The organism is Klebsiella sp. LY, from assembly GCF_004010915.1.
GTDB lineage: Bacteria > Pseudomonadota > Gammaproteobacteria > Enterobacterales > Enterobacteriaceae > Klebsiella > Klebsiella quasipneumoniae.
Map to the genome: position 1 here is coordinate 2,446,280 of NZ_CP022444.1, position 14,957 is coordinate 2,461,236.

14 protein-coding genes and 1 other annotated feature are annotated in these 14,957 nt (G+C 56.6%); of the genes, 1 reads left to right on the forward strand and 13 read right to left on the reverse strand.

Going from position 1 to position 14,957, the window contains the following annotated elements; translation table 11 throughout:
* Window positions 1–94 precede the first annotated feature (94 nt).
* Both ibpB and ibpA read right to left on the reverse strand, forming a co-directional pair.
* Window positions 95–523 (reverse strand): small heat shock chaperone IbpB, encoded by a 429-nt coding sequence (gene ibpB / locus CE636_RS14850; protein ID WP_004145074.1) that lies wholly within the window; start codon window positions 521–523, stop codon window positions 95–97.
* A 116-nt stretch (window positions 524–639) separates the two neighbouring features.
* Complete coding sequence (ibpA, locus tag CE636_RS14855; protein ID WP_004151523.1) at window positions 640–1,053, reverse strand: small heat shock chaperone IbpA; 414 nt, start codon at window positions 1,051–1,053, stop codon at window positions 640–642.
* Window positions 1,047–1,122, reverse strand: a sequence feature (ROSE (Repression Of Heat Shock gene Expression) occurs in the 5'-region of heat shock genes and acts as an RNA thermometer to modulate expression.). (Overlaps the previous gene by 7 nt.)
* Before the next feature lie 244 nt (window positions 1,123–1,366).
* Between ibpA and CE636_RS14860 the strand changes: the two genes are divergently transcribed.
* Window positions 1,367–1,699, forward strand: coding sequence for a YceK/YidQ family lipoprotein (locus CE636_RS14860; protein ID WP_004202272.1), 333 nt, complete (start codon window positions 1,367–1,369; stop codon window positions 1,697–1,699).
* Between the two features lies 1 nt (window position 1,700).
* Here CE636_RS14860 and CE636_RS14865 read toward each other — a convergent pair whose 3' ends face one another.
* The 11 genes from CE636_RS14865 to recF all read right to left on the reverse strand — a co-directional run bounded on the left by CE636_RS14865 (window position 1,701) and on the right by recF (window position 14,929).
* A complete protein-coding gene (locus CE636_RS14865) occupies window positions 1,701–2,927 on the reverse strand; it encodes a DUF3748 domain-containing protein (RefSeq protein ID WP_017899664.1) in 1,227 nt (408 codons plus the stop codon).
* 51 nt (window positions 2,928–2,978) lie between these two features.
* Window positions 2,979–4,316, reverse strand: coding sequence for an MFS transporter (locus CE636_RS14870; protein WP_032447014.1), 1,338 nt, complete (start codon window positions 4,314–4,316; stop codon window positions 2,979–2,981).
* A gap of 177 nt (window positions 4,317–4,493) precedes the next feature.
* Window positions 4,494–5,642: a galactonate dehydratase gene (gene dgoD, locus CE636_RS14875; protein WP_017899662.1), complete on the reverse strand. Its 1,149-nt coding sequence runs from the start codon at window positions 5,640–5,642 to the stop codon at window positions 4,494–4,496.
* A complete protein-coding gene (locus tag CE636_RS14880; protein ID WP_017899661.1) occupies window positions 5,639–6,256 on the reverse strand; it encodes a 2-dehydro-3-deoxy-6-phosphogalactonate aldolase in 618 nt (205 codons plus the stop codon). The genes dgoD and CE636_RS14880 overlap by 4 nt, the downstream gene beginning before the upstream one ends.
* Entirely contained in the window at window positions 6,240–7,118 is an 879-nt protein-coding gene (locus tag CE636_RS14885; RefSeq protein WP_017899660.1) for a 2-dehydro-3-deoxygalactonokinase, read from the reverse strand. Before CE636_RS14885 ends, CE636_RS14880 begins: the two co-directional genes overlap by 17 nt.
* On the reverse strand, window positions 7,115–7,804 hold the full coding sequence (gene dgoR, locus CE636_RS14890) for a D-galactonate utilization transcriptional regulator DgoR (protein WP_004145084.1): 690 nt from the start codon (window positions 7,802–7,804) through the stop codon (window positions 7,115–7,117). The genes CE636_RS14885 and dgoR overlap by 4 nt, the downstream gene beginning before the upstream one ends.
* Before the next feature lie 228 nt (window positions 7,805–8,032).
* Entirely contained in the window at window positions 8,033–9,148 is a 1,116-nt protein-coding gene (locus CE636_RS14895; protein WP_164852392.1) for a BamA/TamA family outer membrane protein, read from the reverse strand.
* Between the two features lie 20 nt (window positions 9,149–9,168).
* Window positions 9,169–10,251, reverse strand: coding sequence for a hypothetical protein (locus CE636_RS14900; protein ID WP_004202278.1), 1,083 nt, complete (start codon window positions 10,249–10,251; stop codon window positions 9,169–9,171).
* 150 nt (window positions 10,252–10,401) lie between these two features.
* Window positions 10,402–11,214: a sugar-phosphatase gene (gene yidA / locus CE636_RS14905; RefSeq protein WP_004202280.1), complete on the reverse strand. Its 813-nt coding sequence runs from the start codon at window positions 11,212–11,214 to the stop codon at window positions 10,402–10,404.
* 198 nt (window positions 11,215–11,412) lie between these two features.
* Complete coding sequence (gyrB, locus tag CE636_RS14910) at window positions 11,413–13,827, reverse strand: DNA topoisomerase (ATP-hydrolyzing) subunit B (protein ID WP_004202281.1); 2,415 nt, start codon at window positions 13,825–13,827, stop codon at window positions 11,413–11,415.
* Between the two features lie 28 nt (window positions 13,828–13,855).
* Entirely contained in the window at window positions 13,856–14,929 is a 1,074-nt protein-coding gene (recF, locus tag CE636_RS14915) for a DNA replication/repair protein RecF (RefSeq protein ID WP_004202283.1), read from the reverse strand.
* Window positions 14,930–14,957: the final 28 nt, after the last annotated feature.

Sequence of the window (14,957 nt, forward strand, 5' to 3'; positions counted from 1 at the left end):
CAGGCGGGTTGTATGCTGCCTGGCGCACAATACCAGCAAACAGACAGGCACAAAAAAGCCCCGAAAATCGGGGCTTTATAAGTTTTTCGCTTAATTAACTATTTAACGCCGGTCGTTCGCTGATGGCGATACGCTGCGGGGCGATCTGCTCAGGCTCATTGCGGGTCAGATCGATATGCAGCAGACCGTTGGTGAAGGTCGCGCCAGAGACCTCCATGTTGTCAGCGAGGGTGAAGCTCAGGCTGAAGGCCTGGCTCACCAGCCCCTGGTGTAGCCAGGTGGTCTCTTTTTCCGGCTGCTGCGGTGTGCCTTTTACCACCAGGCGGGTGCCTTCCAGTTGAATATCCAGATCTTCCTGACGGAAACCGGCCAGCGCAAGGGTGATGCGGTAGTGGTTATCGTCGCTTTTTTCGATGTTATAGGGCGGGAAGCTCTGGCTTTCACCGGCGGTTTGCAGGGCGCTGGCCAGTTTGTCAAAACCGATCCATTGACGCAGCAGGGGGGATAAATCGTAGTTACGCATACTGTTTTCTCCTTCTAAGAAGCGAGTGAATGTCTGCGAATTGCGTGAATTCGCATCTGCTCCCTGACGGCGAGCAGGTTGTTACATCAGGCCGCCTTGCGGCCTGAGAGAGACAATTAGTTGATTTCGATACGGCGCGGCTTGTTCGCTTCCGGGATCACCCGTTCCAGATCGATATACAGCAGACCGTTTACCAGGTTGGCGCCGCGGACATGAATGTTTTCCGCTAGCTGGAATTTGCGCTCGAAGTTGCGCTCGGCGATCCCCTGATACAGGTAGGTCCGCTCTTTCTGCTCGGCAGCGTGGGCGCCTTTGACGATCAGCAGATTGTCCTGGGCGGTGATCTCCAGTTCGCTTTCAGCAAAGCCGGCCACCGCGATGGCGATGCGATAGTGGTTTTCGTCTACCAGCTCGACGTTATACGGAGGGTAGCCGCCATTGCTCTGGCTTTGATTGTTTTCCAGCAGGTTAAACAGGCGGTCGAAACCAATGGCTGAACGATAAAGCGGGGAGAGATCGAAGTTACGCATAATAAATAGCTCCTGAAAATCAGCGAGAATCAAATGACCTTCCATCGTGGACAGGCCGCGGTAATCCGGAATACCCCTCAGGCGTATTCTCAGCGGGTTACACCTATAAAATGGGTTTCTCCCCGTCCTTTTCAAGGGATTCGGGGCGTTTTTTTTTGCAGTTTGCCGATGATTGCTTAGACTGGGGGGAGGAGCACAAAAAGCAAAGTGCGATGCCCGCCACAGTGCGGCGCAATAACGCTATGCATTCACGGGATGGCCCGATATAACCCAACAAGGTTATCTCAACGCCCGAAACGACGATGGAAGAACAATGAAAAGCAGACGACTGTTAAAGCTGGTCCTGTTCAGCGGGATAATAAGCCTGAGCGGTTGCTCCAGCGTAATGTCACATACCGGTGGCAAAGAGGGAACCTATCCGGGCACGCGATCCAGTGCGCAAACGCTGGGGGACAGCAATACCAACTGGGGTGTGAAATCGCTGGTGGCGCTGGACATGCCGTTCACCGCCGTCATGGATACCCTGCTGCTGCCGTGGGATATGTTCCGCACCGACAGCTCAATCAAATCTCGGGTCGAAAAGAGCGAGAAGGCCACGCTGGCGACCAACTCGGTGATCCCGCCAGCGCCGATGCCTGCCCAGTAAGTTATCGCCCGGTCTGCGTAACCCACAGCTGACGATAACCGTCCACCTCCTCCATCCAGGCAATCTGTTTACCGTCTGGCGAAAAGACGATCGCGTCCGCCGAGGGCGCATGAGCATGCGCCTCGGTTAAAAAGGTGATATCGCCTGTGCCGGCATGACAGCAGGCAATCCGCCCCTCCAGTACAAAGCCCAGCCACTCTCCCGACGGATGCCAGTTAAACGCCGACTGGATACCCGACGCGTGATGCGTCAACTGCCGCGGCTCGCCCCCCCGCGGGGAAATAAGCCATAGCTGCACTACGCCGGCGTCGTCGCGCATCAGAAAGGCTATCGCCGTCGACTGCGGATTGGCGCGCACCCAGTGGCGCGGAACGTTCACCAGCCCCGGGTAGCGGCGATGGTGGGTGAAGGTCAAACGACGCTGACTGACGCCCGCCGGCGGCGCCGGCATCGTGCTTGCGGTGCCCGCCAGCGGCGCCCCGCCGGGCTGCTTCCAGCCGGCTTCATCCTGCGGCAGCTCGACAATAAACAGCTCCGGGACTTTGTCGCCGTTTTCCGCCAGCGTATCGCCAATAAACGCCAGCGCATGGTTCCCGACCCAGCCCTCTTCATAGGCGCGATTAATCTCATCGCTGCCCGGCGCGGGAGTCGGCGTCGTGCGGCTCACCAGCACGCACCAGTGGCTGCCGCCGTATTCGCGCGGATGGTGGCCCGGCGGCGTCACCGGCCCATACGGCGCCGCCACGCCGACGTTGCGCAGATCCAACGCCGGGTCGCGCTCATGCAACACATGATCGTTGTAGGTAAAACTGACCAGTTGGCCGTTGGGGCTATAGACATGGACGTGGCTGCCGCCGCGCAGCGCCCCGGGGGTGTAAGGGGCGGTAATGTCCATGGCGTCCAGATTCTCGACGGCTCCCTGAAAGGCCACCACCCCGCGACGGTGATGAAAATCATACTGCCACTGTGCATCCGGCCGCTCGGGGCCGTGAATGAACACGTAGCGCTCCTGGGTTGGATGCACGGTCACCACGCCGACGTGCGCGCCTTGCGTGGCACGATAAATGGTCTCCACCGCGCCGCTGTTTACGTTCACTCGCTCTATGGTCTCGCCGGTGAACGACGCGCCGGACGGGCGGACGTCGTACACCAGCCACTGGCTGTCGGGGGTCCAGGTATTAATATTGGTGAGCTGATGATGATGGGGAGCAAAAGTGATTTGTTTCATGACGATACCCTGATGCGAGACTTACGCATCAGGGTAGCGTATCGCAAAAATTTAACCTACACGTTTCACATCACCGACCAGCAGGATATAAGACAGCGCGCCAATCAGGGCCACTACTGAGATATAAACCAGCGCCGGGCCAAAGCCGTAATCCTGCGCCAAATAGCCAATCACTAGCGGGACGGTGATGCCCCCCAGGCCGCCAACAAAGTTAAACACGCCACCGGTTAGACCGATCAGGCGCATCGGCGCCAGGGATGAGACCAGCGACCAGGTAATGGAGGCAAAACCGTTACCGAAGAACGCTAGCGCCATCAGCGCCATAATCCATACCGGGTCGTTGGTGTAATTCGCTCCCATGATGCAGGTGGAGATCAGCAGCCCGCAGATGATCGGCGTTTTACGCGCCACGCCCAGCGAGTAGCCTTTTTTCACCAATTTATCCGCCAGCCAACCAGAGAGCAGGACGCCAAAAAATGCGGCGAGAAAGGGCACCGTGGTCATAAAACCGGCCTTCAGCGCGGTAATGCCTTTTTCCTGGGTTAAATAGTTCGGGAACCAGGTCAGGAAGAACCACAGCGTCGAGGTTACCGCGAACTGCCCAAGGTAAACACCGACCAGCTTGCGGTGAAAGACCAGCTTCCAGTCCGCTTTCGATAACGGTTGACGCGCCTCTTTCTTCACCGGCGCATCGCCATCCACCAGGCCGCCGCCGTCGCGAATATAGTCGAGTTCGGCTTTGCTGATGCTTTTGGTCAGGCGCGGCGGTTGATAAACCTTGAACCAGATCAGCGACCAGATAATGCCGATACCGCCGGTAACAATAAACACCCAGTGCCAGCTCAATAGCTCCTGGATCCAAATCAGCAGCGGCGTTAAGAAAGCCAGACCAACAAATTGCCCGGAGGTATAAAACCCGACAGCGGAAGCGCGCTCGTGCTCCGGGAACCAGCTGGTCACCATGCGGTTATTGGTTGGAAAGGCAGGTGCCTCGAAGATCCCGGTGATAGCGCGCAGGCCAATGAGCGACATTAATCCGGTGGCGAAGCCTTGTAGCAACGTGGCTACAGACCAGCCAAAGATGGCGATAAAGTAGGTAAGCCTGGATCCCACGCGGTCAAGGAACCAACCGCCCGGTATCTGGCAGAGGGTATACAGCCAGGCAAAGGCGGAAAATACGTAGCCCATTTCCGCTTTGCTAATACCAAACTCCTCCTGAATATGCGCCGAGGCGACGGCGAGGTTGGCGCGGTCAACATAACAAATAACCACGGTAATAAAGATCATGATTAGCGTCAAATAACGGCGACGCCCGGTTTTTACAGCGGTAACTGAAATATCCATCGCAATCTGTCTCCAGATTTTGGGCATAGCGAAGCCGCTCACCATGCCCGGTAATTTACAGAGGGTGTTTTTGTTTTTTATTAATAACTATGTTGCGATGCGCTAAATAATTCGTGCTGGGGAAAGGCGGCAAATTTTCGCATCCCTGGGAGCATACAATAGTATGTGACCAGGGTAAGAAAATGCAGCCAACGCATCACCAGTGCGAAGTATGACGCGCATTTACCATTCGGCGACAGAGCCATCCTCATACCGCCACAACGGATTTCGCCAGTCCGGCGCGTTTTTACTTAACTCAATCACGCGGGTCTCATCAATTTCCACGCCCAGCCCCGGCTTCATCAATGGTTTAAAGAAGCCGCCTTCCATATTGAAATCTTCTTTGTTTTTCACAAAATCAAGCAGTTCGGCGCCTTTGTTGTAGTGGATCCCCATGCTCTGCTCCTGGAAGACCGCGTTATGTGAAACGAAATCAACGTGCAGACAGGCAGCCAGCGCGATCGGCCCCAGCGGACAGTGCGGCGCCAGCCCAACGTCATAGGCTTCCGCCATGCCGGCAATTTTATAGCATTCGGTAATACCACCTGCGTGTGACAGATCGGGCTGTAAAATAGCCACCCCGCCCGCTTCCAGGACCCGTTTAAATTCAAAGCGCGAAAACATACGTTCGCCGGCGGCAATGGGAATATGCGTTTGCGCCGCCAGCCGCGGATAATATTCCGCCTGCTCGGCTAATACCGGTTCCTCAATAAATAATGGGCGATATGGCTCCAGCTCTTTAATTAATACCTTAGCCATCGGTGCGCTAACGCGGCCATGAAAATCGAGACCAAACTCAATTTCATTGCCAAACGCTTCGCGGATTTGCGCCACGGTATTCACCGCCGCGTCAACCGCGCGGGAATTATCAATGAGCCCCATCTCTTCGCAACCGTTTAATTTAAAGGTATCGAAACCAATGCCGCGCAGCTTCTTAATCCCGTCAATCACTTCAGCGGGACGGTCGCCGCCCACCCAGCTGTAGGCTTTAATTTTGTCGCGCACCAGCCCGCCCATCAGTTGCCAGACCGGGGCATTCAGGACCTTACCTTTAATATCCCATAACGCCTGATCAATTCCGGCGATGGCGCTCATCATAATCGGGCCGCCGCGATAAAAGCCGCCGCGGTACATCACCTGCCACAGGTCATTAATCCGCGCCGGATCCTGACCAATCATGTAATCGCCAAATTCATGAACGGCGGCTTCCACCGTACGGGCGCGCCCTTCAATCACCGGTTCGCCCCAGCCGACAATACCTTCATCGGTTTCAATCTTCAGGAACATCCAACGCGGAGGTAAACGGTACGTGGTGATATTGGTTATTTTCATTTCACTGCCTCTCGATACGCTTTTACAAATGCGGCTGCCTGCTGCGCGGTACGTTCAACCGGCTGGCCGGCACGATAGAGATCGCTACCCAGCCCAGCCCCCACACAGCCGGCATTAATCCACTGCGCCAGATTTTCTGGCGTCACGCCGCCGACGGCAAAGACCGGAACTTCCGGCGGCAGCACGGCTTTTAACGCTTTGATGTAATCCGGGCCAAAAGCTGATGACGGGAAAATTTTCAGCGCCTGCGCGCCGGCATCCAGCGCGCTGAAAGCTTCGCTGGCGGTGGCGCAGCCTGGACAGACGGTCATGCCGTAACCTACCGCCCGCCGGATCACTTCCGGCTGAATATTTGGCGTCACAATCAGCCGACAGCCCATGGCCGCCAGCCTGTCGACCTGTTCCGGTTGCAGCACGGTGCCCGCGCCGATAAGCGCCTGCTCGCCGTAAGCGTCGACGACCTGCGGAATACTTTTCTCCCACTGCGGCGAGTTCAGCGGGATTTCAACCGCGTCGAAACCGGCGTCGATAACGGCACCAACGTGGGCCAGCGCATCGTCTGGCGTAATACCGCGCAGGATAGCGATAAGCGGAAGGTTAGTTTGCCACTGCATAAGCGATGCTCCTTATTCCTGTCTGAAATGCCGTATCGCCCGCAACCGCAGTGACTTCGCGGCCAATGGCACGGAATGCCTGCTGATAACGGGATGTTAACGATGACCCGGCGACGAGGGTAATCGCCTGCTGTCCGGCGAACGTGGCGCTGAGGGTGGCAACTTCAGCACCAATCAGCAGGCCGGAAAGAAATTCGCTAACCTGCTCGCGAGGCAACGCGCCCAGCACGTGCGAAGCGCGCACTTCAAACAGCTGCGGCAGGACGGCGGGGTTGTTGATACCGCGCTGCAGACCGGCCGCGAATGCGTCGGCGGACGTTTCCTGCGGCGGCAAGCCGGCGCCCACCAGCGAGTGCTGAAGCAACAGATGATGCAACTCACCGGTCAAAACGGTACGAAAATCGTGAATTTGCAGGCGATCGGCCAGTACCCATTTGCAGTGGGTTCCTGGCATCACATAGACAGACGAAGGGGCTAAGGCGCGTGCGCCCAGCAGTTGCGTTTCTTCCCCGCGTATGACGTTATGGTTATCGTCACGGGAAATGCAAAGGCCGGGAATTATCCAGATATTGTCGCCAACGGCAGTTAACTGCTGGCCAATATCCGAGAAAGCGGCAGGAAGCGGCAAATAAGGGGCAATTTTCCAGCCCACGTTGCTGCCGACCATACCTGCCATCACCACCGGTGTGGCGCCATCGCGCCAGTGCTGTGTGATTTCCGCTAACACCGCAGCGGGAGAGCGACCATTCAGGCGCGTTACGCCTGCTTCAGATTGCCTGCTTTCCAGGCATTCTTCGCCCTGATAAAGCCAGGCGCGTAAATTCGTCGATCCCCAATCTATTGCGATGTAGCGAGCCGTCATGTGATTTCCTTAAGCCTTCGTGTCGAGCTGGCGATCATCGTCAACGCCGCCTGCTCCGCCGCGTCGCTATCCTGATGCCGAATGGCGTCAAATAGCGCTTTATGTTCCTGGAGGGTTTTCGGCATGTTGCCTTCATCGCCCATCCAGGTCCGTTCAAATACCGCCCGCTGCAGCGAACTGATCGCCACGCTAAGCTGCTGCAAAACCGGGTTATGTACTGACTGCAGCACCGCCTCGTGGTAGCGAATATCCGCTTCGTTAAAGGCATCCCGGTTTTGGTTGTTGGCGATCATGTCATTCAGCGCCGACTCGATTTCCGCCAGATCGCTTGAGGTGGCGCGTTCCGCCGCCCAACGCGCGATAGCGGGTTCAACCAGGTTGCGCACTTCACTCATCGCGCTGATAAGACGCGGGTCATAGTCATTTTCCAGTACCCACTGCAGCACCTCGGTGTCGAGGTAGTTCCACTGGTTTCTGGGAGCGACAAACGCGCCGCGATAGCGCTTCATTTCAATCAGCCGCTTCGCCATCAGGGAACGAAACACTTCGCGGATGATGTTGCGCGAGGTTTCAAACTCCTCACAGAGTTCCGCTTCGGCCGGAAGCGCCGAACCCGGGACGTATTTACCGCTGACGATCTGTTTGCCCAGCGAGATCACAATGCGATCGGTCTTATTGAGAGTCATGGAGAGTCCTTGTGCTCTATGTGTACTGCTCTACTTTACCGCCGCTGCTGAATTTCGCCTCATGTTTGTACTACTAACGTGATGCTGTACGTTATCAACATGAGCGTAATGTAGTACAATATTATCGTGTTGTACTACAATTTGGATCACAAAAAGAACAATTCATGAAAATTAAAGCGCAGCGGCTTGGCAAGAGGCGATAAGAGAGAAAAATAAGAGGAGGAGGCGTTAAAACGCTTCGCCGACCTGGAAGTAAAAGCCGCTGCTGCCTTTGCCGATACCGTAGTCGAGGCGAACGTTAACGCGAGGTTTGAATTCAAAGCGGTAGCCAACGCCCGCCGAAGGCAGCCAGCGGTCATTATTCAGCGACGACAGTGAAGGCCCCATGGTTCCCGCCCCGGCCCAGGCGACAATCCCGTGCCGCCAGGTGAGCTGCCGGCGATATTCCAGCTGACCGCTGACGACGTTTTTATCCCGGTAGCGCCCCTGGTAGTAGCCGCGCATCCGTTCATCGCTGCCCAGCAGCGGCATCATGCTCCACGGTACCTCGCCCTGGGTGAAGGCGCCATCGGCCTCCCAGGCGAGGACGCTCTTCTCGCTGAGGGCATGATAATGGCTGTAGTGCAGCTGAAATTCTTCAAAGCGGGTATCGCTGCCTAAGCCGGGCGCATAGTGGGTGTAACGGAAGTTGGCATACTGACCCCGGCGCGGGTTGGGGACGAAGTCGCGATCGTCCCAGTTGAGCGCGACGCTGGCACCCGAGCTGAATACCGACGGTCCCTGCGGGGTATTTTCAATTTTCGGCAGATCGTTATGGTCCATCTTATCGGCATTCTGCGCCGCCAGCGACCATCCAGCGCCGAGATAAACATTGTCGATGAGCTGCCGGTAGACCGTCGGGCGCAGGGTCAGCACCTGGGCGGTATATTTCTCTTTTTCGTTGTCTTTATCGCCGGCATGAAAGCCTTGTCCCCAGAAGTACGTCGGGGTGTTGGCCATTGAACCATCAACAAAAATTCGCCATCGGTCGTGGTCAAAAAAAGCGTAGTTTTTCACGCTAAGGCCAAAGGCGCCGGTGGAGCTGGCGTAGCCGCTGAGCGTCAGCGTGGAATTCTGGCTGGTGGTATCCTGCGGATCGGGACGGTAGAGACCGACGACGGCAATGCCGATGCCCAGCCCCAGCTCCGGCGTATAAAACGGACCGGGCATCATGCCCCAGTCAATGCCTTTGCTGGCGTCGAACTTATCGCTGGCGCCGAGATGCTGCAGCCAGCCGTCGATTTGCTCGCGGCTGATGGCCTTGGCCTGGACCGGCGCGCATAGCGCGCATGTCAGAAGCAACAGAACAGGGTTAAGCGGTCGGCTCAAAAGCGATACTCACCGGAGATAAAGAAGCTGTTACGTTCGGCAAAACCAAACTCCGTGGTGATGTTAAAATTCTGCGTCAGCTCATACTGTGCGCCCACCAGCACGTTCCACGGCGACTGCAGATGCTGCTTCACATCGAAGCGACCGTTATTGTCCTGGTTGGCCAGGTTGACCATATTCTGCAGCAGCGGCGACGGCATCGAGAGATCGTTAAGGCTGCCCTTAAACTCCTGCTGCACGTCCTGATACATGCTGCCGACCCACAGGTTCAGCTTACCGGCGGGGAGATGTAGCGCATCGACCGAAGGCGTATTGAAACGATAGCCTACGCGCGGCGAAAAGGTAAACGCATCAATGCTGCCGTCGAGGATATCAAAGCGGGTCTGGGTGTAGTTAGCGTCCAGCACCGTAAACCAGTTGCCGACGCCGCCCACCAGCGTGGTGCCCATCCCATAGGTGGTACCTTTAAAATCGAGGCGAAAGTCGAGGTCCTGCATCCCGGGCATGGGCACCACTTTGCCGTTCGGTCCCTTCAGGCCGACGGCAATCTGCGAAATGGAGTGTCCCTCGGTGTGTCCGACGAGACCATAAACATTCATAAACGGCAGCAGCCAGGCATCCAGCTTGAGCGTCTCGGTTTTGCTGCTTTCCCGCGTATGACCAACGCCAATCTGGAAGGCGTTATCCAGTGAGACCGGCCCCTTAGCGAAAATGTTCTTCACGGCGTGTTTGCAAACAGGATCCTTACCGCAATCGATATTGCGGCCGTCCAGCGACAGGCCGGTGAAGCTAATGCTGTCGACATTAATATTCTGCCGCATATCCATATAATTAATGCTGACGCCAAACGGCAGCGGCAGGACGTAGCCACGTTTTCTGGCCTCATCGCCTAGAAATGGCAATATCGGCGCCGATTCCGCTGTCTCAGTCTCGGTGTCGACCGGCGCCGGCAGATCCGCAGGCTCGGCGCCGTGATAGGCGTACGCCGGCTCAAGCGGCGTCGTTGGTTCCGCGGCCGCGCAAATCTGAACAGAGGCGAATGGCAGCGTAACCAACATCAAATAATGGCGTTTATTCATGAAAAATCTGATGTTAGTTCTGAATTGCAAAAAAAGAGGGCGGGTAGCTTATAGAATCCCCTGTGCGGAATAAGGGATTTAAATGCGGATTAACATCTGTTCATGAAAAAAGAGAAGACAGGCCCGAAGAACGCCGGGCCTGAAGGAAGCTTACGCTAAAACGTATTTTTCAATAGCGAAGGCGACGCCATCATCGAGGTTCGATTTGGTAATGAAGTTCGCCGCCTCTTTAACCGCCGGAATGGCGTTATCCATCGCCACGCCGACGCCGGCAAATTCAATCATCGCGATATCATTTTCCTGATCGCCAATCGCCATAATCTCTTCTGGTTTGATACCCAGCGCATCGGCCAGCGACTTCACGCCGGTGCCTTTATTGACGCGTTTATCCAGTATTTCGAGGAAGTAAGGCGCGCTTTTCAGCACGGTGTACTTCTCTTTCACTTCCGCCGGGATACGGGCGATGGCCTGGTCGAGGATCGCCGGCTCATCGATCATCATGACTTTCAGCAACTGGATTTCAGGGTCCATCTTTTCCGCTTCGCAGAACACCAGCGGGATGGTTGCCACATAGGATTCATGCACGGTGTAGTAGCTGATATCGCGGTTTGCGGTATACAGCGTATTGCGATCGAGCGCGTGGAAGTGGGAGCCGACTTCGCGGGAGAGCTGTTCGAGGAAGCGATAGTCGTCATAGCTCAGCGCGGTTTGCGCCACGGTGCTGCCGTCCCCGGCTTTTTGCACCAGCGCGCCATTGTAGGTAATGCAGTAATCACCCGGCTGCTCCATATGCAGCTCTTTCAGATAGCTGTGAACGCCGGCGTAAGGGCGGCCGGTGGTCAGCACCACGTTGACGCCGCGCTCACGCGCCGCGGCAATGGCGGCTTTCACCGCAGGAGAGATGGTATGGTCTGGCAGCAGCAGAGTGCCGTCCATATCGATTGCAATCAGTTTAATAGCCATAGGATCCCCGGGTAAGATGAGTCTTCCCTCATGCTAACGCGATTCCGCTCAAAAAACAGTAAAAGTGTCGGCCAGAAAGGGGGATGGAACCGCAGCAGAGGATTCCTCTTTTACTGGCAAAGAAAAGCCCGGTCGCGCCATGCGACCGGGCTCAGACATTCCGTTACCCCGGGCAAACTCGCTCCGGGGGAACACGGCTTAGATATCGATATTCGCCGCTTTCAGGGCGTTTTCTTCGATAAAGGCGCGACGTGGTTCAACCGCATCACCCATCAGGGTGGTGAACAGCTGATCGGCAGCAATGGCATCCTTGACGGTGACGCGCAGCATGCGGCGGCTGTCCGGATCCATGGTGGTCTCCCACAGCTGATCCGGGTTCATCTCGCCCAGACCTTTATAGCGCTGGATAGAGAGGCCGCGACGGGACTCTTTCACCAGCCAGTCCAGGGCCTGCTCGAAGCTGGCCACCGGCTGACGACGTTCGCCGCGCTCGATGTAAGCATCTTCTTCCATCAGGCCGCGCAGTTTCTCGCCCAGGGTACAGATACGGCGATATTCCGGCCCCATAATGAACTCATTATCCAGCGGATAGTCGGTGTCCACGCCGTGGGTACGAACGCGAATAACTGGTTCAAAATGCTGCAGCTCTTTGTTCTCGTGGAGATCAAATTTCCACTGGCTGCCGTGCTGCTCTTTCTCATTCAGCTCGGATACCAGCGTGTTCACCCAGCGGGTCACCTTCTGTTCGTCAGCCAGATCGGCCTCGGTCAGGGTCGGCTGATAGATAAGCTCTTTCAGCAGCGCTTTCGGGAAGCGGCGCTCCATGCGGCCAATCATTTTCTGGGTGGCGTTAAACTCGGCAACCAGTTTTTCCAGCGGTTCGCCCGCCAGCGCCGGCGCATTGGCGTTAGTATGCAGGGTCGCACCGTCAAGAGCGATAGCGATCTGATACTGATCCATCGCTTCGTCGTCTTTAATGTACTGTTCCTGTTTGCCTTTCTTCACTTTGTACAGCGGCGGCTGGGCAATATAGACGTGGCCGCGCTCGACGATCTCCGGCATCTGGCGATAGAAGAAGGTCAACAGCAGGGTACGAATGTGCGAGCCGTCGACGTCCGCATCGGTCATGATGATGATGCTGTGATAGCGCAGTTTGTCCGGGTTGTACTCATCGCGCCCGATGCCGCAGCCCAGAGCGGTGATCAGCGTGGCCACTTCCTGGGAAGAGAGCATTTTATCGAAGCGGGCTTTCTCAACGTTGAGGATTTTACCCTTCAGCGGCAGGATCGCCTGATTCTTGCGGTTACGCCCCTGCTTCGCAGAGCCGCCCGCGGAGTCCCCTTCCACCAGGTACAGTTCGGAGAGCGCCGGGTCGCGTTCCTGGCAGTCCGCTAGTTTGCCCGGCAGGCCAGCCAGATCCAGCGCGCCTTTACGGCGGGTCATCTCACGGGCACGACGCGCGGCTTCGCGCGCGCGCGCGGCGTCAATAATTTTGCCGACCACGATTTTCGCATCGGACGGGTTTTCCAGCAGGTATTCGCTCAGCAGTTCGTTCATCTGCTGCTCAACCGCCGATTTCACCTCGGAGGAGACCAGCTTGTCTTTGGTCTGCGAGGAGAATTTCGGATCCGGCACTTTCACCGATACCACGGCAATCAGGCCTTCACGGGCGTCGTCGCCGGTGGCGCTGACTTTCGCTTTTTTACTGTAGCCCTCTTTGTCCATGTAGGCGTTGAGGGTACGGGTCATCGCCGCACGGAAGCCGGCAAGGTGAGTACCACCGTCACGCTGCGGAATGTTATTGGTAAAGCAGTAAATGTTTTCCTGGAAGCCATCGTTCCACTGCAGGGCCACTTCCACACCGATACCGTCTTTTTCCGTAGAGAAATAGAAGATATTCGGATGGATCGGCGTTTTGTTCTTGTTGAGATACTCAACGAACGCCTTGATGCCGCCTTCGTAGTGGAAATGGTCTTCTTTGCCGTCACGCTTATCGCGCAGGCGGATAGAGACCCCGGAGTTCAGGAACGACAGTTCGCGCAGGCGTTTCGCCAGGATATCGTATTCAAACTCGGTGACGTTGGTGAAGGTTTCCAGGCTCGGCCAGAAACGCACCATGGTGCCGGTTTTATCGGTCTCGCCGGTCACGGCCAGCGGCGCCTGCGGCACACCGTGCTCATACATTTGTTTGTGCACTTTGTTATCACGCTGGATAACCAGCTCCAGCTTCTGCGACAGGGCGTTAACCACCGAGACGCCCACGCCGTGCAGGCCGCCGGAGACTTTATAGGAGTTATCATCGAATTTACCGCCAGCGTGCAGGACGGTCATGATAACTTCCGCTGCGGAGACGCCCTCTTCCGGGTGAATGCCGGTCGGGATGCCGCGGCCGTCATCCTGGACGGAGACGGAGTTATCGCTGTGGATGGTCACCACGATATCTTTGCAGTAACCCGCGAGCGCTTCGTCGATAGCGTTATCCACAACCTCGAATACCATGTGGTGCAGACCGGTGCCGTCATCCGTGTCGCCGATATACATACCCGGGCGCTTACGCACCGCATCCAGCCCTTTCAGGACTTTGATACTGGAGGAGTCATAAGAATTCGACATCAACGTTTCTCGCTCATTTAATCTTGGGTTAATCCGTTATTTTACCTTTTTCCACGCGGAACATCTTCGAATTTTTGTCCGACATGTCCATAACGTGCTCAGCGCTGATCGCGCTGACGAAAACCTGCGACTGCGTCGCTTTCAGGCGACTGGATAACAGACCGCGGCGGGCATCATCGAGTTCCGAGGCAAAATCATCTATCAGGTACAGGCAGCGCCGCCCGCTGACGCGGGTGAGGAACTCGCCCTGCGCCAGACGCAGGGCGCACATCAGCAGCTTAAGCTGCCCGCGCGACAAGGTATCTTCCACCGGCGCCCCGTCGGCACGAATACGGAAATCCGCTTTATGCGGGCCGTGGGCGGTATAGGTTAACATTCTGTCGCGCTCGAAATTCCGCTCCAGCACTTCAGCGTAGTCGGTCTCTTTTTCCCAGCCGCGCTGGAAGGAGAAAGAGAGCGAGAATTCCGGTAAAAATTGCTGACAGGTATCCGCCATGTCTTCGACGATAGCGGCGCTGTATTCGGCACGCCAGCGGCTGATCTGCTCCGCCAGCGGGATTAATTCCAGATCCCATGGCCGCAGCTGGGCATAGCGGCTGACCTGACGCAGCGCGGCGTTGCGCTGCTTGACCAGGCGCTTCAGGTTGCTCCAGGCGGTGAAGAATCCGGCTTCGTTATGAAAGCATCCCCAGTCAAGGAATGCTCTTCTGTATTTGGGGCCGCCGTTGAGTAAAGTAAACCCCTCCGGCGTAATCAGCTGCATCGGCATCAGGTGCGCCAGCTCCGCCACTTTGTGGCCGTCGGTGCCGTCGATACGCACCTTGCTGTCGCCCTGTTTGTCTTTGGTCAGGCCGATGGCGGTTTCCCGCTCTTCGCCCTGTAAACGCCCGTGCAGAACAAACGCATCCTGCTCGTGGCGGATCACCCGGCCAATTTGCAAACTACGAAACGCCCGGCCATGACCGAGCGTATAGATAGCTTCCAGCACGCTGGTTTTGCCGCTGCCGTTGGCGCCAACCAGGAAGTTAAAGCCGGGAGATAAAGCGAGATCCGCATGTTCAATATTGCGGAAGTCTTTGATCAGGAGTCGGGATAGCGACATATCAGCTCGTCATCATTCAAGGGGCGTG